The organism is Pseudomonas sp. JV449 (assembly GCF_032424295.1).
GTDB classification, from domain to species: domain Bacteria; phylum Pseudomonadota; class Gammaproteobacteria; order Pseudomonadales; family Pseudomonadaceae; genus Aquipseudomonas; species Aquipseudomonas marginalis.
The window spans coordinates 231,616-252,351 of record NZ_VYKD01000005.1; the positions used below are offsets into that span (position 1 = coordinate 231,616).

The window sequence follows — 20,736 nt, forward strand, 5'->3', positions numbered from 1 at the left end:
ACACACCATGGCTAAAGACATCCTCTGTGCATTTGGCGTCGACGTCGACGCCGTCGCCGGCTGGCTCGGTTCCTATGGCGGCGAAGACTCGCCCGACGACATCTCCCGCGGCCTGTTCGCCGGTGAAATCGGTGCGCCGCGCCTGCTCAAACTGTTCGAGCGCTACGGCCTGCGCACCACCTGGTTTATCCCCGGCCACTCGATGGAAACCTTCCCCGAGCAGATGAAGGCCGTGGCCGACGCCGGCCACGAAATCGGCGTGCATGGCTACAGCCACGAAAACCCGATTGCGATGACCGCCGAGCAGGAAGAAATCGTCCTCGATAAATCCATCGAGTTGATCACCCAAGTCACCGGCAAACGCCCCACCGGCTACGTCGCGCCGTGGTGGGAATTCAGCAAGGTCACCAACGAGCTGTTGCTGAAAAAAGGCATCAAGTACGACCACAGCCTGATGCACAACGACTTCCATCCCTACTACGTGCGCAAGGGCGACAGCTGGACCAAGATCGACTACAGCCAGCACCCCGACACCTGGATGAAACCCCTGGTGCGCGGCGAAGAAACCGATCTGGTGGAGATCCCGGCCAACTGGTACCTCGACGACCTGCCGCCGATGATGTTCATCAAGAAAGCCCCCAACAGCCACGGCTTCGTCAACCCGCGCCACCTCGAAGAAATGTGGCGCGACCAGTTCGACTGGGTCTACCGCGAGCACGAACACGCGGTATTCACCATGACCATCCATCCCGACGTGTCCGGCCGCCCGCAAGTGCTGCTGATGCTTGAACGCTTGATCGAACACATCCAGAGCCATGCCGGCGTGCGCTTCGTCACCTTCGACGAAATCGCCGACGACTTTATCCGCCGCCAACCGCGTACCTGATCCCAACCCTGTAGGAGCGAGCTTGCTCGCGAAAAGCCTGAGAGCACCGCGTGCATTCAGGATGCCCGCGTCATCGTTGACGATTTTCGCGAGCAAGCACGCTCCTACAGAAAGCCCACTCCACCTCCCGAGGCGCGATTATGTCCATCTACAACAAGCTTGACCTGACTGGCTGGAAACCCCGGCAACTGACGTCCCAGGAAGTGCGCTTCGCCACCTGGATCGCGTTTTTCGCCTGGGTGTTTGCGGTGTACGACTTCATCCTGTTCGGCACCTTGCTGCCGGAGATCGGCCGACACTTCGGCTGGGGTGAAGTGGAGCAGGCTGAAATCGCGACCTGGGTGGCGGTGGGTACCGCCGTGGTTGCCTTGGCCATCGGGCCGATCGTCGACAAGCTGGGGCGGCGCAAAGGGATTATTTTCACCGTGGCCGGTTCCGCACTGTGCTCGGCGCTGACCGCCATTGGCGGGGCGTGGGGCAAGTCGCCGCTGATTCTGATTCGTTCGCTGGGCGGCCTGGGGTATGCCGAAGAAACCGTCAACGCCACCTATTTGACCGAGCTGTATGGCGCCTCGGAAGACCCGCGACTGACCAAGCGCCGCGGCTTCATCTACAGCCTCGTGCAGGGCGGCTGGCCGGTCGGTGCGTTGATCGCCGCCGGCTTGACCGCGCTGTTGCTGCCGATCATCGGCTGGCAGGGTTGCTTCATCTTCGCCGCGATCCCGGCGGTGGTGATCGCGATCATGGCGCGCAAGCTCAAGGAGAGCCCGCAATTCCAGATCCACCAGCGCATCAGTCAGTTGCGTAAAAGCGGCGCGGTGAAAGAAGCACAAAACGTTGCCGTGACCTACGGTGTGGACTACGACGAACACAGCAAGGCCGGCCTCAAGGCGGCCTTCCGTGGCCCGGCCCGTCGCGCCACCCTGGTGATCGGCGCTGCGCTGCTGCTCAACTGGGCAGCGATCCAGGTGTTCAGCGTGCTCGGCACCTCGGTGATCGTCAGCGTGCACCACATCTCGTTCGAGAACTCGCTGATCATCCTCGTGCTGTCCAACCTGGTGGGTTACTGCGGCTACCTCAGCCACGGCTGGATGGGCGACAAGATCGGCCGTCGCAATGTGATCGGCCTGGGTTGGATGCTCGGCGGCCTGGCGTTTGCCGGCATGCTGTTTGGCCCAAGCAATATGCCGATGGTGGTCGGGTTGTACAGCCTGGGCCTGTTCTTCCTGATCGGGCCGTACTCGGCGGCGCTGTTCTTTATCAGTGAAAGTTTCCCCACCAGCATCCGCGCCACCGGCGGCGCGATCATCCATGCCATGGGCCCGATTGGTGCCGTGGTCGCGGGCTTTGGTGCGACCCAGGTGTTGTCCGCCGGCAGTGACTGGCAGACCGCCGCGCTGTGGTTCGGCGCGCTGCCGTGCTTCTTGTCCGGCGCCCTGATGTTTGCCGCCCGCCATGTGCGTCCGGAAACCGTTCAGTAAGGAGAGTTCGATGAGCCGTAAAGTTGCCTTGATTACCGGCGCCGCCAGTGGAATCGGCCAAGCCCTCGCCGTGGCCTATGCACGTTGTGGCGTGGCGGTGGTGGGCGGGTATTACCCGGCCGATCCCCACGACCCGGGCACCACCGTGTCGTTGGTGGAAGAGGCGGGGGGCGAGTGCCTGATGTTGCCGCTGGACGTGGGCGATACCGTCTCGGTGGACGCCCTCGCCGAACAGGCGGTACAGCATTTCGGTCGGCTGGATTACGCGGTGGCCAACGCCGGTTTGCTGCGCCGTGCGCCGCTGCTGGAAATGACCGACGAGTTATGGAACGAGATGCTCAATGTCGACCTGACCGGGGTGATGCGCACCTTCCGCGCGGCGACGCGGCATATGAACGAAGGCGGCGCGCTGGTGGCGATCTCTTCGATTGCCGGCGGCGTGTATGGCTGGCACGACCACAGCCATTACGCTGCGGCCAAGGCCGGTGTGCCGGGGTTGTGCCGTTCGCTGGCGGTGGAATTGGCGCCCCTGGGCATTCGCTGCAATGCGGTGATCCCGGGGTTGATCGAGACGCCGCAGTCGCTGGATGCGAAGAACTCGCTGGGTCCGGAAGGTCTGGCAAAAGCGGCGCGAGCGATTCCGTTGGGGCGGGTAGGGCGCGCGGATGAAGTGGCGTCGCTGGTGCAGTTCTTGACCAGTGAAGCGTCGAGCTATTTGACCGGGCAGAGCATCGTTATCGACGGCGGCCTGACCGTACGCTGGCCCGACTGACTGATGTACTCAATCCAAATGTGGGAGGGGGCTTGCTCCCGATAGCGGTGGGTCAGTCACAGCAGTTCTAACTGAACCACCGCTATCGGGAGCAAGCCCCCTCCCACATTGAAACTGTGTTTGCTTCAGGAGATTTAACATGTTCCAACTGACTGACCGCCGCGCCGTGATCACCGGCGCCGGCAGCGGCATCGGTGCCGCCATCGCCCGCGCCTATGCCGTTGAAGGCGCGCGCCTGTTATTGGCCGACCGCAACTCCGCCAGCCTCGCCGAAACCGCGATCACCTGCCGTAACCTGGGCGCCGAGGTGGTCGAGTGCGTGGCCGATGTGGGCACGGTCGAAGGCGCCCAGGCCAGTGTCGACCGTTGCGTCGACCACTTCGGCGGCATCGATATCCTGGTCAACAATGCCGGGATGCTCACCCAGGCGCGTTGCGTCGACCTGTCCATCGAAATGTGGAACGACATGCTGCGCGTGGACCTCACCAGCGTGTTCGTCGCCAGCCAACGTGCCTTGCCCCATATGCTCGCGCAGCGTTGGGGACGGATCATCAACGTGGCTTCGCAACTGGGTATCAAGGGCGGCGCCGAACTGACTCACTACGCGGCCGCCAAGGCTGGAGTGATCGGTTTTACCAAGTCCCTGGCGTTGGAGGTGGCCAAGGACAATGTGCTGGTCAATGCCATCGCCCCCGGCCCGATCGAGACGCCGTTAGTGGGCGGTATCAGCGACGATTGGAAGAGCGCCAAGGCCAAGGAGCTACCCCTGGGTCGCTTCGGCCTGGCGGACGAAGTGGCGCCCACCGCCGTGCTGCTGGCCAGTGAACCCGGCGGCAACCTGTTCGTCGGCCAGACCCTGGGCCCGAACTCCGGCGATGTCATGCCATGAGCGGGGTGTAGCCATGTGCGGACTCTGCGGATTGCTCGGCGAAGACCTGCACTGGAGCGACCCCTTGGGTGATGAATTGCCCAGGCGCCGCGAACGCCTGCGCCGTATCGCCGCGATCAACCAGGTGCTGGCGGTGTTCCGGCTCAAGGTCGAAGACTTCCAGGGCGCGTCTTATCTGCTGTTGGGCGCCACCGGTAAACAGGCACTGGCGAGCGGCTTGGATCAACTGTGGCAGGCAGCTGAAGCCATGCTCGGCCGGCCGCTGGATCCCCTTGATCCGCGTCTGCTTGACCACCTGGAAAACACCCCACTGTAGGAGCGAGCTTGCTCGCGAAAAACGTCAACGATAACGCGTGTTGTCTGGATGTACGTGGCGCTCTCGGGTTTTTCGCGAGCAAGCTCGCTCCTACCGGGCGTGGAGGTAAATATGAGCATTGCTCTAAATGTGATCACCGGCTTCCTCGGTAGTGGCAAGACCACCTTGCTCCAGCGCCTGCTGCAAGGCGAAAGCCTGGGCGACACCGCGTTGCTGATCAACGAATTCGGCGATATCGGCATCGACCATCTGCTGGTGGAAGAAGTCGCGCCGAACACTGTGCTGCTGCCCAGCGGATGCATTTGCTGCTCCATCCGTGGCGAGCTCAAGGACGCGTTGCTCGGCCTGTTGCAACGCCGCGAGCGTGGCGAAATTCCTGCGTTCAAACGGGTGATCCTCGAGACCACCGGCCTGGCCGACCCGGCCCCGATCCTCGCCACCTTGAACAACGATGTGCAACTGCGCGGGCGTTTTCATATCGGCCTGGTGGTGACGCTGGTCGACGCCAGCCACGCCGCGTTGCAGGAACGCCTGCACCCGGAATGGCTGGCCCAGGTTGCGGCCGCAGACCGTTTGCTGCTGAGCAAGACTGATCTTGTGGATGACTGCGAACCGCTGCGTGCGCACCTGCAGGCGCTCAACACCGGTACGCCGATCCTCGATACCCACGCTATCCACAGTGGCGACCAACTGTTGCTCGGCGAAGGCCTGCGCAGTGCCGAACCCGCCCTGGAAGTCAGCCGCTGGCAATTGCACCAGACCACCAGCGCCAGCCATGGGGCGGCCCAAGTGTGCAGTATGACCTTTGACCAGCCGCTGGACTGGGTCGGCTTCGGGGTGTGGTTGTCGATGCTGTTAAGATGCCACGGCGAACGAATCCTTCGCGTCAAAGGACTGCTCAACGTGAACGCCAGTAACGCCCCCATCGTCATTCATGGCGTGCAGCATTGCCTGCATGCCCCGGTCCATCTGCCCACGTGGCCAGGCACCGAGCGGCAATCGCGGCTGGTGTTTATCCTGCGTGGCCTGGACCCCGCGCTGCTGCAGCGCTCGTTTGAGGTGTTCTCGCGGCGGTTCGCCGAATGATCACCTTACGAGTGCTCGGCACCTCGGTCACTTTGCTCGAATGCCTGCGCGTGCGCGCCGAACAGGAACTGGGGATTCGCCTCGTGTACCAGGTGCACGATGTGGAACAGGCCCAGCGCATCGCAGTGATGCAGCCCGACAGCTACGACCTGTACGACCAATGGTTTCACAACGTCGACTTCGTGTGGCCGGCCCGGGCGATCCAGCCCATTGACACGCGGCGCATCGCGCTGTGGCACGAGATCAACGACTTGCCCAAGCGCGGTCGCCTGTCACCCAACGACCGGCTGGGCAGCGGCAGTGTGCCCAGTGAGCGGTTGTTCGTGCAGCACGATGGCAGCCTGGGCAGCACCGTCACCGAACGCATCAGCATGCTGCCCCTTACCCACAATGCGGACAGTTTTGCCTACCGCCCCGAGCGCCTGCCCGAGGGTTTTTGCCACGGCAACGAAAGCTGGGGCTGGCTGCTGGACCCGGCCTGGCGTGCCCGCACGGCACTGCAAAGCGACGCCGCCATCGGCGCCCTGGATGCGGCGCTGGCGGTACAGGGCGCGGGGCTGGCGCGCTTCAACGACATCGGCAATATGAGCATCGAAGAGATCGACGTGCTCGCCGATATTCTGGTGCGCAAGCAGAAGGAAGGGCATTTCGCTGCGTTTTGGTCCGACGATGAAGAGGCGGCGCAACTGATGCTCAGCCCGAGCATCGATATCCAGAGCCTGTGGTCGCCAACCTTGATGCGCCTGCACCGCGCCGGGGTGAAATACCGCCTGGCGGTGCCCCGCGAAGGCTATCGCGCCTGGTTCGGCGGCTTGTCATTGTCGCGCCATGCCCAGGGGCCGGTGCTGGACGCGGCCTACGCGTACCTCAATTGGTGGTTGTCCGGCTGGCCGGGCGCGGTGATGGCGCGCCAGGGTTACTACATCGGCAACCCGGCGCGCAGCCGTGATCACCTGAGCAGTGCCGAGTGGGATTACTGGTACGCCGGCAAGCCTGCGCGGGAGGAGCTGCTCGGCAGTGATGGGTTGCCGTTGATCGATATCGGCGAGGTGCGCGATGGCGGCTCCTATGAGCAGCGCATGGGGCATATTGCGGTGTGGAACTCGGTCATGGATGAGCACAACTATCTGGTGCGGCGTTGGGGGGACTTCATGCGCGCCCGCAGCTGACAGGTGGGTATGGCCAAGCGGTTGTCGCCAATAAAATGACAGTTAAATCCCCGGTTTTATTCGGTGCGCTTCTGCTCTGTCCCAGCTACTCTGCTAAAACAAAATGTCCAGTCTAAATAGATGTTTTTTTGACGGCGGGTTTGGGCGCAGGGACTGCACATGACTAAGGGACGCGGCGGCAGAGAGAGGCGAACGCTGCCAGAGGGCACTGCCATGACATGGCGCCATACCTTTCAAACCCGCATCGCCGGGGTGTTGGCGCTGTTGCTGCTGGTGGTGGTCGCCGCCACCTATTTCGCCGTCAAGAGCGCCACCCGCCGTGCCGTGGAGAACCAGGCACAAGTCCAACTGAAAACTGGAACCCAGGTATTCGAGCGTCTGCTGGACCTGCGCGGGCGGCGCCTGCAATACGGGCTCGACTGGCTCGCCGGCGATGGTCCGTTCAAGCAGGCCGTGGCCGGAGGCAAGCCCGCGCCGATCCTGGCGGCACTGCGTCGCCACGGCACCGGCATCCGTTCCAGCGACGTGTTTGTGCTGGGCCTGGATGGCAAGGTCATGGTCAGCACACTCCCTATCCTCACCCGCGGCCAGCCGTTCCCCTATGACGCCGCCTTGCGCCATGCGCGGCGCAATGGCCTGCACATGGTGATCGTGGCCCTGGATGGGCGGCCTTACCTGCTGGTGCAGGATGAAGTGCGCGACCCGTTACCCATCGCGCGCATCGTGATGGGCTTTGCCATGGACCAACTGTTCGCCTATGAACTGCGCTCCATGAGCAACCTGGAAGTGTCGTTTCTCAGTGTGCAGGACGGCACGCCCGGCCCGCTGTTCAGCACCCAGCCCGACGCGTACCGGGCCACCGCCCTCAGCCTGCTGCACGACGCTCCGCTCAACCCTGAGGCACAGATCCATGGGTTCCACGGTCAGCGCGTGCTCAGCCGCGTGCTTCCATTGGCCAATACCGGCGACGGCGATGACGTGCGCGTATTGCTGCAAAGCCCGCTGGACCATGCGCTGGAATCCTTTGCGCCGCTGGACCGGCAGTTTCTCGGGATTGCCCTGGCGGTGCTGCTGGTGTCGTTGGCCGGCGCGTTGTTCCTGGCGCGGCGGGTGTCGCGCCCGCTCAACGCCCTCGTGGAGGCGGCGGGGCGCATCGGCGCCGGTGATTACCGCACGCCGGTGCGGGTACGCAGCCAGGATGAGTTCGGTTTGCTGGCCCGCGCCTTCAACGCCATGCAAAGCGGCATCGCCGTGCGCGAACGGCAACTGGCCCACAACGCCCTGCACGACCCACTCACCGGTCTACCCAACCGGGCGCTGGCGATGGAGCGCCTGGGCAGCGCGATCAGTGCGCGGCGGCCGGTGGTGTTGCTGTACTTGGGCATCGAGAACTACCGGGTGATCAACGAAGGCTTCGGCCCCGAGGGCGTGGAGGAGATGATGCGTGAAGCCAGCCGGTGTTTGTCCATGAGCCTTCTGGCCAGCGATACCGCGGCGCGCATCACCGGCAGCGAATTCCTGCTGTTGCTGGAGAACACCGAGATCGACCGTGCAGTGACCCGCGCCGACCGCCTCTACGCACTGCTCACCGAGCCCCAGCGCATCGGCAATGACGAAGTGCGCCACGAAGTCAGCATCGGCATCGCCGCCTATCCCGCCGATGGCCAGCAGGTGGAAGAGTTGATCAGTCGCGCCGCCATCGCCCGCCACGATGCGGCGATGCTGCCGGGTTATCTGCAGATCTACCAGCAGGACCGCGACCTCGCCCACCAGCGCCAGATCACCCTGATCCGCGACCTGCGCCGGGCCGTCGTCGAAGGCGAGTTGTACCTGTGCTACCAGCCCAAGCTCGACCTCAAGCATGGCGAGGTGTGCCAGGCCGAAGCCCTGCTGCGCTGGCAGCATCCCACCCTGGGGCTGGTGTCGCCCGCCGAATTCATCCCCCTGGCCGAGCGCACCGGCAGCATGGGCGGCCTGACCCTGTGGGTGATCGAAGAAGCCATCCGCCAGATCGGCGAGTGGTCGCAGCGCGGCATGCACATTCAGTTGTCGGTGAACATCTCGGTGGATGACTTGGCCGATGATGACCTGGCGACCCGCGTCACCACCTTGCTGGCGCACTACCAGGTGCCCGCCCAGCAGCTGATTTTCGAGATCACCGAAAGCGCGATCATGCACAACCCGCAACAAGCCTTGAGCGTGCTGGAGCAACTGCGCGGCTGCGGCATCAGCCTGTCGGTGGATGACTTCGGCACCGGCTACTCCTCACTCGCGCAATTGCAGCGCCTGCCGGTGCAGGAGTTGAAGATCGACCAGTCGTTCGTGCGCAACCTCGATAGCGCCACGGGCGACGGCGTGATCGTGCGCTCCACCATCGAAATGAGCCACAACCTGGGGCTCAAGGTGGTGGCCGAAGGGGTGGAGTTCGAGCCTAGTCTCAAGTTGCTCAAACAGTGGAACTGCGACACGGCCCAGGGCTATCTCATCAGCCGACCGTTGAATGCCCTGGCGTTCGAGCGGTGGATGCGGCGTGAGCGGGTGGCACCGTGACTGACCTATTCCATGCCGTTTTGGCTGGGTGAAACAGCTTCTAAAATTTTCGTCTCGCCGATTTTTCTCCAAGTTGCACTCAGGTTACTCCGGAACTCTCTCCGGCCTTTCCTAACCTTGGCCCGCTCTCGGCGGGCCTGTGAGGGGCAATTCATGCGCACCATTCCTACAACCGTCCTCCCTGGCCAATCTCGCCCTGAACTTCAGTCGCCCCTGCCCTGGGAAGGGCATCAGCGCGAACCCATCCAAATCCATGATTCAAGCTCGCCACCCGCAGCCGTGCAGGTAAACCCTGGGCGCTCGCTGCAAAGGTCACTGTCTAGCTCTGAACAGAGCCTGGATGAAGCGAGAGAACGGCTTGGCAATACCCGCAACACGCAGAGCCTGATAACGGCCTTGGGGGCGGTGCAAAAGGCCGCGCTGGAAAACCCGAGCCTGAAGGTTGCAACCTTGTTGGACCGTCAGATGATGCCTGCTGATGCCCTTTCAACGTTTGGACGCGAAAATCGGCTTGAGCCTGCTTCGCAAGTGCCGGTGGCCTGGTTTCTAAGGGAGTCCGGCTTGAATGTTCCACACACCCCGGAACAACTGGCAGACCTGCTCTACGCGAGTTCAAACCCTCTGCCCGAGCCGCTTGAACGGGGCAACTACTGGGGCCTTTTGTCCATGCCGCTTGCGCTGGACGCTGAGCAAAGGCGTCGGCTGCAGGCGATGGTCTCGCAGACCCTGGCCGAGGTTTCGCCTGGCAAGGGTTTGTTCGCGCTCTTTCAGGAGAAACACGTTGATTCAAGTCGACCCGCAGGCGTCGTGCAGCGGATTGAACAGATGATTGAAAGTCCCGAAGTCCAAGCGTTGGGGAAAAAACTCGAGGCGGCTTTCGACGGCGTATCTACACCTTCCAGCGCCGCTCAATGGGCGATGGCAGCGATGGTGCTGGAACTTGACCCGCACGCAGGCAGCCAACGCGGGCAGGTGGCCGGGTATGACTTGCTGGCGCCGGCCAACTGGGGGGTAAGCCCGGCCGTGGTAGTGGAGCGATTGAGCCAGCACTTGGTGGCGCAGGGCAAAGTCACCTCCGCCTTGGCTCCTGCGGCGGCCTGGCTGCTGCTCGTGGGCGCGGCACCGACCTTTCTTGTGCCTGATATGCCCGCCAATCTGGTGGTGGGGTCACCCGCCTGGATGAGGCTCACGGCAGTGGTTGAGGCCAGCGAACACGCGATACCGGGTGTTGCCGCGTGCATTCCTTTTGGCGAGTGGATGACGCGTGAGAGCCATGGTCCGGTCTCGCTGACTCAGGCAATCGTCGAGCGTCACGCCCAGGAGCAGGCGCTGGTCGATTGGGGCATTGCCCAGGGCAGAGTCCCGGCCAATCCGAGGGTGTATACGCCCGAACAACTGGATGGGTTACGGACAACCTTCAATGAAACCATGACCAGGCTGCAAAAGGCGCAGAGTCAGTTGGCCGCGACGATGCCCACCCGAAGAGACATTGCGCTTGCCGAACTGAAAAAAGCCTATGGAGACGATGTTTCTTTTGAAGTCCCAAACATCAGCATCACCCACATTGATGCCAGCGAGAGTGAGCTGCACTCACTGCTGGACATTTACATGGCCGGCAAAATGGACCGTATCCCGCGAGGGGTGCGTCACGATTTTTCCCTGGGTAATCGGCATTACAGGGTCACGCCGCTGCCTGACGTTGGAAAAATCTTCGATGAGCAATTCGATGCATACGTGAGTGGCCTGAAGGCGAGTCTCACGACATTGGTCGCACATCAACTCTCGCAATTGCCGCTGAGCGACAGGCAAACCATCGCGTCCGGCCAGGTAGAGTTTTTTTCCTTGCGCAAGGCCAGTGAGGCCCAGGCCGAGGGGCTGGAGTCCGACGCCCAAGCGCAGGCCGCCGTGGCGCGCTACGGTTTGTGGATGCGGGTCCTGACCCCAAGGGACAAGCGTGACACTGGCCGGGCCTATGCCGACTTCAAGCATGCGTCCTATGAGTTGTTCCCGTTGCAGGGGCTCATTCGAAAGCGCGAGGACCTGCCCAGGAATCCGCCGAATCCAGCGCCCCGAGTGGCGGATCCTGAGGGGTATGCAGCCCGTCAAGCCAAAGGGATCGGCGAATGGCTGGACTACGAGGCTTACCGTTCAGGCACTGCCCCGCGACCGGGCACGTACTCCCATGATTTATTGACCGAAAAACTCAATGCGCCGCTCTTGCCCGAGGACAGAAAGGCGATGGACGACGCGGTTCCGACTATCGACCATCCTCGCTTCGGCCAGATTGCTGAGGTCATGGCCAATCACCTGCTGTATGACCCAGCAGCGATGAAAGCGGCCGCACGCGGGTCGACGGCGGTGGAAGATGAGGAGGCGCAGATCAAGGCCGGACATGATTTTGTCACGGGTTTGATTCCGCTCAAAAACGCGATCGAGAATGCCGCCAACGGAAACGTCGGTGCTGCTGTGCGCGATTTTGCGCTGGATATCTTTGGTTTCGTCGTGCCAGTCGGCAAGGGGCTGGGTTCGGCGGCGAAGGTGGCTGGCAAAGTGACTGAGCGGCTTGGAACGCGAGCGTTCAAGGCGTCTGACATCCTGTTCCGGGCCGCCCTCAGCGGTCTGAACCCGGTGGAAGGTCTAGGGGGCTTGGGGCTGCGGGCCACCCAAGGCATCAAAACGCTCTGGCAGGCCGGTCACAGGGAACTGAAATGGCTGCAGGGGCAGGGTTTCAATCTCAACGCCTACGCAAAAATGTCGGGTGCTGTCGAAGGTGAGATGGGTTTGGCGAGTGCATCGACGCAGGGATTGAAGGTTATTGCCAAGCGTCATCGGGGCAAGTGGCATGCCTACGATGTCACTACTCGCACGGCCTATGGCCCGGCGCTCAAGGATTTTCGCCCTGTCAGCCCACCCGCAGTTGCGCCGGGTGCCGTTGATAATGTGCACTTCGACAAGTATGCGGTCAGTAAAGCGAAGTTGGCGGGGTTGACGCCTGACAGCCAGGGTATCTACCGAGGGGAGGACGGCGCACAGTACATTCGCAACGCGGACGGCTCGGGGAAAACCTCGGTTTATAAAGTTCGCGAGGTGTCGCAGGCCGGCAGCCCGGGGAGTGTGCAGGCGCGGCTGATTAACCCGAAGACCAACCGGCAAACCGAGTTCTTGTTCAGCAACCGTGGCAACGAACAGTGGCGTCGCTTGGGGTTACAGGGTGGAGACGGCATTGCGTCACAGGACTACAAGCTGGTTGAACTGCCGATGGACGAGGTTGAGCAAGTGGTGAGGAGGGATGGGCAAATAACCTTTCTCGCTAACTTTACGACTGAAGTCAGGTTTGATGCCGAACTGGGCGCTTGGCGTAAAATCGGCCGGGGCGATGCGCTGGGTGATGTTTTCTGGCGAGCCGGGCCTTACGACTGGCGCGCCGGGCCGTTACAGGAATACTTGAAAGTCAAAGACACATTGCCTTCGCCCAGCAGTATCAGAACCGTGCGCGTTGCAGCGCTGCCTATTCCCCAGGCAGCCACCGCCATCCCCAAGGAGATCAATTACATCTGGGCGGGCGGCAGCATGCCGGATGATCGGCTCGCCACTGTTCTGAGTAACGCAGAAAAGACCTCTGCTTATAAAACCATTGTGCATATCGATGCGGACACACCGCAGGTGTTTGAGCAGATAAAAGCGCAACTTCAGGGCAAAGGCCGCAACCTGGACGTGCGTAACTTGAACGATGATGCCTTTTTCAAAGCCTTCAAGGCATCGGATTCCGGCGAGGTTTATCAGTTCTTCCGCCAAGGCGCGGGGCAAAACTACGCGGCGGCCAGTGATGCATTACGTTACCCGCTGATCAATCACCGGGGCGGTATTTACCTGGACAGTGATGACGTGGTCACGGCCAATATCGGTGAGGTGGAGCTCAAGGCGACGGGTAATCAGGTGTTATTGAACTCGCATGTTTCCTATGCAGACACCGATTTTATTGGCTACAACACCAGTGTGTTTGCAAGTCATCCCAATAATCCTGTGCTGCGCGATATCAGCGATGAGCTGTACCGTCGTTTCAAAGGCAATCAGCAATGGCTCGAAGGTAATCGCCCTTACTTGAAGGGAACCCCTACCGCCAAGCAGATAAAGACGTTCAATGAGTACCAGACCAGGATTTTTGAAGTCACGGGGCCGACCTTGTTCAACGACGTGCTGAGGAAAACCATGGGCAGCGCCTATGACTTGAGTTGGGCGGCAACGGATCCGTCGCTCGCGGGTATCAAGCTGTCTTCTTCAGACGCCACAGCCTTTGCCGAGGCTTACAACCATTACTTGCCCTTCAACAGCAAGTTTGCGGTAGAGATCGGTTCGCAAACCAGCATGGCCAGGGCAGTAGATTGAGGTAGCCGTGGCGGCCGGAAAAAACGGGCGCTCGGCTACAGCTTTCTCTTGAATGGTCGACATCCTCTACAGAGCTTGACCGATTGCATAGGTTTTTGCCGACCAACGGTCAAGCCTCATCTCATAATCAGTGATGGCATTTTGCCTTGTTTGCGGCATCATGGCTGTGCTTCGTTGTGCCAGGGCTGGCCGCTCTTTTTCCATTTTTTGCGGATATCCCATGGCTCGAATGACTGACTTCTTATCCCGTGTAGCGCTGGTGCTGGCAGTGGCATGCCCCGCGTCGGCGGCCACGCTTGAGGTCTCGATGCGCCAGGCCGATGGCAGCCCGGTTGCCGATGCAGTCGTGACCCTCCAGGGCCCGGCAAGCGCGCCTGCCGGTGTGCTCAAGGCCAATATGGACCAACGTGGCCAGCGTTTTGCCCCACATGTGCTGGCGGTCCATACCGGCACCCAGGTGCGTTTCCCCAACAGCGATAACATCCGGCACCAGGTGTATTCCTTCTCCGCAGCCAAACGCTTCGAACTGCGCCTGTATGAAGGCACGCCCAGCGAGCCGCTGCTGTTCGACAAGCCCGGCGTGGTGGTCTTGGGCTGCAATATCCATGACTGGATGCTCGGCTATATATACGTCACCGACGATCCGCACTTTGGCGTCAGCGATGCCCAGGGCCAGGTGCGCCTGGAGCAACTGCCTCCCGGCGATTACCACGCCACCCTGTGGCATCCGCAATTGGCGAATATGCAGCCCTTGGATGGCGGCACCCTGCATGTTCCCGCCGCCGGCCTGAGCCACCGCGTGGTGCTGGCCCTTGAGCCCGCGTCCGAAGATCTTCCACCCACACCGATGCCAAGCGCCTTTGGCGATGCCTTCAACCGAGCTGCCCGTGAACCTGCGCAGTAGTTTCCAGGCGCGGGTCGCCAGCGTTCTGATCCTGCTGCTGCTGGTGGTGATCGGTGCGCTGTACTTCAGCGTCAAGGCCGCCACCAGCTCGGCGGTGCGCAGCCAGGCGCTGGCCCAGTTGGACGTGGGCGCGCGGGTGTTCGAGCGCTTGCTGGACGCACGCGGCCGGCGCCTCGCCGACGGCGTGCAATTGCTGGCGGCCGACTTCGGTTTTCGTGATGCGGTGGCCAGTGGCGATTCGGCGACGATGCGCTCGGTGCTGCTCAACCACGGCAAGCGCATCAACGCCAGCGACATGATCCTGCTGGGCATGGACGGCAAAGTCCTGGCCAGCACCCTGAGCGAAGTGCCCGAAGGTTCGACCTTCCACTATGACCAATCGCTGCGCGAAGCCCGGCGCAATCGCCAGGCCATGCTGATCGTGCCGCTGCAAGGCAAGCCGCACCTGCTGGTGGAGGCCTCGGTGCTGGCGCCGTTGCCGATTGCGCGGGTGGTGATGGGCTTCAGCATGGACGGCGTGTTCGCCGATGAGTTGCGTTCGTTGAGCAACCTCGAAGTGTCGTTCCTGGCGATTGATAAAGACCAGCCCGGCGAGTTGGTCACCACCCAGCCCCAGGCGCTGCGCGGGAGTATCCTGAGCCTGATGCAGGGCGATTCCACGCGCCGTGGCGTGTCCACCACCGATCATCTGGAGCAGAGCTTCCTCAGCCAGTCGCTGGTCTTGGCCAGTGATGAAAACGGCAAGATCCTGGCCTTGCTGCAAAGCCCGCTGGATGCGGCGATGCAGGCCTTTGTGCCGTTGGATGAAAAGATCCTCGGTATCGCATTGATCGCATTGCTGGCCTCGTTGATCGGTGCCTTGTTGCTGGCGCGCACCGTGTCGCGCCCGGTGCAGGCGCTGGCCCTGGCGGCCGAACGCATTGGCCAGGGCGATTATCAGACGCCGGTGGCCCTGGCCCGCAGCGACGAACTGGGCTTGCTGGCCCATGCGGTCAACTCCATGCAAAGCGGGATCGCCGAGCGCGAACAGCAGCTTGCCCACAACGCCCTGCATGATCGGCTCACCGGCCTGCCGAACCGCGCGCTGGCCATGGAGCGCCTGGGCAGCGCCATTGCGTTGAATCGGCCGGTCGCGCTGATTTACCTGGGCATCGACAACTTGCGCGCCGCCAGCGAAACCGCCGGGCCGGATGCGGTGGACCAATTGCTGCTGGCCGTCAGTCGTCGCCTGGAGGCGGTGTTGCGTCCTGGCGATACCCTGGCGCACTTGATTGCCGACGAGTTCCTGCTCCTGCTCGAAGGCGCCGGCAGCGACGAGGCGGTGGGCATGGCCGACAAGCTCCAGCAACTGTTGCTGCGCCCCCAGCGCATCAACGGCCATGACCTGGCGCTGGACTGCCGCCTGGGCATCGCGGCATTCCCGGCCGATGGCGAAAGCCCGCACACCTTGCTCGAGCGCGCAGCCATCGCCATGAAAGACGCCGCGCAAATGCCCGGCCGCCTGCAAATCTACGAGCAGGGCCGCGACCTCGCGCACCGCCGCCAGATCACCCTGATCCGCGACCTGCGTCACGCGCCCAACCAGGGCCAACTGCTGCTGCATTACCAGCCCAAGCTGGACATTCGCCAAGGCCATGTGCGCCAGGCCGAAGCCTTGCTGCGCTGGCAGCACCCGCAGTTCGGCATGGTCTCGCCAGCGGAGTTCATCCCCCTGGCCGAACGCTCGGGCAGCATCCAGTTGTTGACCCATTGGGTGATCGAGGAAGGCATTCGTCAGTTGTGTGAATGGAACCGCCGTGGCCTGTACCTGCAGCTGTCGTTGAACATCTCGGCAGACGACTTGCTCGGCGATGAGCTGGCTCACCGCGTCTTGGCGTTGTTGCGGCGCTATAACTTGCCGGCGGAGCAGTTGGTGTTTGAAATCACCGAGAGCGCGGTGATGCGCGAGCCGGAAAAAGCCCTCAAAGTCCTGCACCTGCTGCGCGATTGCGGCATCAGCCTGTCGGTGGATGACTTCGGCACTGGCTACTCGTCCCTCGCGCACCTCAAGCGCTTGCCGGTGCAAGAATTGAAGATCGACCAATCCTTTGTGCGCAACCTCGATGAAACCAGTGAAGACGCAGTGATCGTGCGTTCCACCATCGAGATGAGCCACAATCTGGGCCTCAAAGTGGTCGCCGAGGGCGTTGAATACGCCCACAGCCTGCGTCTTCTGGAACGCTGGCAGTGCGATACGGCCCAGGGTTATCTGATCAGCCGGCCCTTGAGCGCCGACGCTTTCGAAGCCTGGGTGGCCTTGCCCCTCAGTGCGCAAACTTCCCTGGTTCATTGAGTGGCTGACGTGCGTCTTTCTCTAGTGATCGGCTGCCTGGCCGCCCTGACGGTGCAAACCACCCTGGCCGATAACGGTCGCCTGATCGCCACCGGCGGTGCCAGCAGCATCGAGGGTACGGCCGGCGGTGGGATCACGCCGTGGGCGGTGTTGACCGGCTACGGCGAACAGCATGAGTGGGGTGCCACGGCGTTCGCCACCACGGTCAACCTGCCGGATTATCGGCTGGACGTGGCCGGGTTGGCGCTGGCCTATGACAACCGGGTCGAAGTGTCTTTCGCCCGCCAGCGCTTTGACCTCGGTAGCCTGGTGCATAAGCTCAACCTGCCCGAAGACAACCTCGGCCAGGATGTACTGGGCGTGAAGGTTCGCCTGTTCGGTGACGTGATTTACGACCGCTTGCCGCAGGTGTCCCTCGGCCTGGAATACAAGCACCAGACCAATTTCGATATCCCCAGCCTGGTCGGCGCCAAGCGCGACAGCGATGTGGAGGGCTACCTCGCCGCCAGCCGCTTGTTCATGGGCGCCGCGTTTGGCTACAACGTGCTGGTCAACGCCAGCCTGCGCTACAGCCGCGCCAACGAAACCGGCCTGCTCGGCTTTGGCGGCGACCGTCGCGACAGCCGCAGCCTGCTCAAGGAAGGCTCGCTGGCGCTGCTGTTCAACCCGCGCTGGGCGGTGGGCGTGGAGTACCGCGAGAAACCCGACAACCTGTCGTTCGCCGGCGAAAGCGACTGGGCCGATGTGTTTGTCGGCTACTTTCCCAATAAACACCTGTCGTTTGTGCTGGCCTACGCCCACCTCGGCGAAATCGCGACCTTGGATAACCAGAACGGCACCTACCTGTCGGTGCAGGGGAGTTTCTGATGCGCTTTCTACCCATCGCCCTGGTGCTGCTGCTCAGCGCCTGCGCCCAGCAACCGCCCAAGGACGACAGCCTGTACCGCGACCTCGGCGCCATGCCCGGCATCACGCGGATTGTCGAAGGCATGCTGCTCAACATTGCCCGCGATGAGCGCATTGTCGAACGCTTCCGACGCATCGATATCCAGCGTTTGCGCAACAAGTTGATCGAACAGTTCTGCGTCGAGGCAGGTGGGCCGTGCACCTACACCGGTGACAGCATGGCCGAGAGTCACAAGGGCCAGAACGTGAGCCGCAGTGACTTTAATGCGTTGGTGGAGGATTTGATCAAGGCGATGGACCGCGAGGGCATTGCGGTAGCGGTGCAAAATCGATTGATTGCCCGGCTGGCTGCGATGCGTGGAGAAGTGATCGAGCACTAGTCTGCTGAACACCACATTCAGTCCTGCATCACACATGAAAAAGGCGGCTACCTGTTGAGGGTAGCCGCCTTTGTTTTAACGCCAGTCTTGCTTAATCCGGCAGTTTAAACGCCATCACATAGTCACCCTGCTTAGTCCCCAGGGAACCATGACCACCCGCCACGACCAGCACGTATTGCTTGCCGTCCTTGCCGGTGTAGGTCATCGGGGTGGTTTGCGCGCCGGCTGGCAGGCGGCCTTCCCACAACTGCTTGCCGTTTTTCACGTCATAGGCCCGCAGGTACTGGTCGAGGGTACCGCTGAGGAACGACACGCCACCGGCCGTGGTGAAGGTGCCGCCCAGGCTCGGTACGCCCATGGTCAGCGGAACAGGAACCGGCGAGCTGTCACGCACGGTACCGTTCTTGTGCATCCAGATAGTCTGGTGGGTGGTCAGGTCGACCGCGGCCACATAACCCCACGCCGGTGCCTGGCACGGCAGGCCCAGGGGCGACAGCAGTGCTTCGAGGATCACGCCGTACGGCGCGCCTTTGTTCGGCTGCACGCCCTGGGTTTCGCTGACGCGAGGGCCTTGCTTGGCGATATCGGCCGCCGGGATCAGCTTGGATTTGAACGCCATGTAGCTCGGGTTCACGAAGGCGATCTGGCGTACCGGGTCGACGGAAATACCACCCCAGTCGAACACGCCAAAGTTACCTGGGTAAACGATCGAACCTTGCAGCGATGGCGGGGTGAACGGGCCGTCGTAGCGCATGGATTTGAAATCGATGCGGCACAGCAGTTGGTCGAACGGTGTCACGCCCCACATGTCACGCTCCTTGAGGGGCGGTGGCATGAAGTTCAGCTCGGACTTCGGCTGGGTCGGGGAAGTACGGTCGCCCGCGACAGCGCCCTGGGGCACGGCCACTTCGTGGATCGGCACCACCGGCTGGCCGGTGGCGCGGTCCAGCACGTAGATGCTGCCTTGCTTGGTCGACGCCATCACCGCTTGCTTCACGCCGGCTTCGGTCTTGATGTCGATCAGCGACGGCTGGCCGCCGACGTCCATGTCCCACAGGTCATGGTGAGTGAACTGGAAGGTCCACTTCACGTGGCCGCTGTCGATGTCCAGGGCGGTCAGGCCCGCAGCGTATTTCTCGGAATCGTCGGTACGATCGCCGCCGTACTGGTCGGGCATCTGGTTGCCCATCGGCAGGTAGAGCATGCCGAGTTTTTCATCCACGGCGAACATGGACCACATGTTCGGCGAGTTGCGGGTGTAGGTCTTGCCTTCGGCCAACGGGGTAGTGTCGTCCGGGTTGCCGCTGTCCCAGTTCCACACCAGCTTGCCGGTGTGTACGTCGAACGCGCGGATCACGCCGCTGGGCTCGTCGGTGGAGACGTTATCGGTGACGTGTCCACCGATCACCACCAGGTTTTTGGTCACGGCCGGTGGCGAAGTGGAGTAGTAACCGCCTGGGGCGAAGCTGCCGATGTTGGCACGCAGGTCGACCTGGCCTTTGTCACCGAAGTCTTCGCACATCTTGCCGGTGTCGGCGTTCAGGGCGATCAGGCGGGTGTCGGCGGTCGGCACGAAGATGCGTTTCGGGCAGGCATTCGGCGCGGCGGCCGGGCTGACGCTGCCGGTCGGGCTCTGCTCGGAAGCGTAGGCGGCGTCATCGTGATACGACACGCCACGGCAGGTCATGTGCGCCCAACCCTTGAAGTTCTCGGCACCCTGGCTGCTGATCTTCGGATCGAAGCGCCAGATTTCCTTGCCGGTGTCCGGGTCCAGCGCAATCACCTGGCTGTGGGGCGTGCACACGTAGAGCATGCCGTTGACTTTCAGCGGGGTGTTTTCCGCGGTGGTCTCGCCTGGATCGTTCGGGCCGGGGATGTCGCCGGTGCGATAGGTCCATGCCGGTACCAGCTTGTGCGCGTTTTCCGGAGTGATCTGCGCCAACGGCGAGTAACGATCACCGTAGGCCGAGCGGCCATAGGAGTTCCAGTCGCCATCGGCCTGGGACGGTGCAGCGCTGGCCATGCCCGGTACCGCGTCGCGGTCCAGTTGGCCGGTCTTGACCATTTCACCGGGGTTGGTGAATTGGCTGGCCAGGGCGGTTGCACCGGCCAGCACCACGGCCACGCTCAGCGCACCAGTGCCCAGCGGGGCAGGTTGGCCGCGCAGCAACGGACGGCGAAACCACGGGAGCAGCATGACGATGCCCAGGGCGAACAGCAGCGCCAGGCGCGGCACCAACTGCCACCAGTCCAGGCCGACTTCCCACAAGGCCCACACGGTACTGGCGAACAGCACCAGCGCGTACAGGCCCAGCGCTGCGCGGCGGGTAGCCAGCAGCAGGAGGCCGGTCAGGGTGATGCCGATACCGGCCAGCAGGTAGTACAGCGACCCGCCGAGCAGGCTCAGCTTGACGCCGCCGGCCAGCAAGGCCAGGCCCATGATCAGCAGCAAGATCCCCAGCAGCCTGGGCAGCAGGCGGCTTGGGCTCGAAGCACCATCAGTGCTCATAGTGTGTTTCTCCGTGACGTTGGAATAATTGTGTAACCCCGTGCTTCATTCACTGTAGATGACGATTCGGCACGGGCTTGGTTCAGCGTTAATTCGGTTTTTCTGGGGAAAGCGGGGGTTATCCACAGGCGGGCGATTTATCCCCAGGCGCGGGTCGGTGTAAGACAGCG

The 20,736-nt window shown here is 62.4% G+C and carries 14 protein-coding genes; 13 read left to right on the forward strand and 1 reads right to left on the reverse strand.

Going from position 1 to position 20,736, the window contains the following annotated elements; genetic code table 11:
* Positions 1–7: 7 nt before the first annotated feature.
* From F6S08_RS06330 to F6S08_RS06390, 13 genes are all read left to right on the forward strand, one after another.
* Complete coding sequence (locus F6S08_RS06330) at positions 8–886, forward strand: polysaccharide deacetylase family protein (protein ID WP_003234086.1); 879 nt, start codon at positions 8–10, stop codon at positions 884–886.
* Between the two features lie 140 nt (positions 887–1,026).
* Positions 1,027–2,367: an MFS transporter gene (locus tag F6S08_RS06335; protein ID WP_065926587.1), complete on the forward strand. Its 1,341-nt coding sequence runs from the start codon at positions 1,027–1,029 to the stop codon at positions 2,365–2,367.
* A 10-nt stretch (positions 2,368–2,377) separates the two neighbouring features.
* On the forward strand, positions 2,378–3,139 hold the full coding sequence (locus tag F6S08_RS06340; protein WP_065926586.1) for an SDR family NAD(P)-dependent oxidoreductase: 762 nt from the start codon (positions 2,378–2,380) through the stop codon (positions 3,137–3,139).
* A gap of 139 nt (positions 3,140–3,278) precedes the next feature.
* Entirely contained in the window at positions 3,279–4,028 is a 750-nt protein-coding gene (locus F6S08_RS06345; protein WP_074844014.1) for an SDR family NAD(P)-dependent oxidoreductase, read from the forward strand.
* 13 nt (positions 4,029–4,041) lie between these two features.
* On the forward strand, positions 4,042–4,344 hold the full coding sequence (locus tag F6S08_RS06350) for a hypothetical protein (RefSeq protein WP_065926584.1): 303 nt from the start codon (positions 4,042–4,044) through the stop codon (positions 4,342–4,344).
* Between the two features lie 111 nt (positions 4,345–4,455).
* Positions 4,456–5,430 (forward strand): CobW family GTP-binding protein, encoded by a 975-nt coding sequence (locus tag F6S08_RS06355; protein WP_065926583.1) that lies wholly within the window; start codon positions 4,456–4,458, stop codon positions 5,428–5,430.
* The gene (locus F6S08_RS06360; RefSeq protein ID WP_065926582.1) at positions 5,427–6,599 is read left to right on the forward strand and encodes a PotD/PotF family extracellular solute-binding protein; all 1,173 of its coding nucleotides are present in this window, start codon (positions 5,427–5,429) and stop codon (positions 6,597–6,599) included. The genes F6S08_RS06355 and F6S08_RS06360 overlap by 4 nt, the downstream gene beginning before the upstream one ends.
* Positions 6,600–6,812: 213 nt before the next feature.
* Entirely contained in the window at positions 6,813–9,149 is a 2,337-nt protein-coding gene (locus F6S08_RS06365; RefSeq protein WP_315871400.1) for a putative bifunctional diguanylate cyclase/phosphodiesterase, read from the forward strand.
* Positions 9,150–9,302: 153 nt separating this feature from the next.
* Positions 9,303–13,535, forward strand: a complete 4,233-nt coding sequence (locus F6S08_RS06370) for a glycosyltransferase (RefSeq protein WP_176718757.1) — start codon at positions 9,303–9,305, stop codon at positions 13,533–13,535.
* Between the two features lie 220 nt (positions 13,536–13,755).
* Positions 13,756–14,439, forward strand: coding sequence for a methylamine utilization protein (locus tag F6S08_RS06375; RefSeq protein WP_409999754.1), 684 nt, complete (start codon positions 13,756–13,758; stop codon positions 14,437–14,439).
* The gene (locus tag F6S08_RS06380) at positions 14,423–16,771 is read left to right on the forward strand and encodes an EAL domain-containing protein (RefSeq protein WP_315871401.1); all 2,349 of its coding nucleotides are present in this window, start codon (positions 14,423–14,425) and stop codon (positions 16,769–16,771) included. Before F6S08_RS06375 ends, F6S08_RS06380 begins: the two co-directional genes overlap by 17 nt.
* A gap of 9 nt (positions 16,772–16,780) precedes the next feature.
* A complete protein-coding gene (locus F6S08_RS06385) occupies positions 16,781–17,638 on the forward strand; it encodes a DUF3034 family protein (protein ID WP_074844021.1) in 858 nt (285 codons plus the stop codon).
* Positions 17,638–18,057 (forward strand): group I truncated hemoglobin, encoded by a 420-nt coding sequence (locus tag F6S08_RS06390; RefSeq protein WP_065926577.1) that lies wholly within the window; start codon positions 17,638–17,640, stop codon positions 18,055–18,057. Before F6S08_RS06385 ends, F6S08_RS06390 begins: the two co-directional genes overlap by 1 nt.
* Positions 18,058–18,148: 91 nt before the next feature.
* Here the strand turns inward: F6S08_RS06390 and F6S08_RS06395 are convergent, their stop codons facing one another.
* Positions 18,149–20,566 carry a glucose/quinate/shikimate family membrane-bound PQQ-dependent dehydrogenase gene (locus F6S08_RS06395; protein ID WP_315871402.1) on the reverse strand — a complete coding sequence of 806 codons (2,418 nt, stop codon included), beginning with the start codon at positions 20,564–20,566 and terminating at the stop codon, positions 18,149–18,151.
* Between the last annotated feature and the right edge of the window lie 170 nt (positions 20,567–20,736).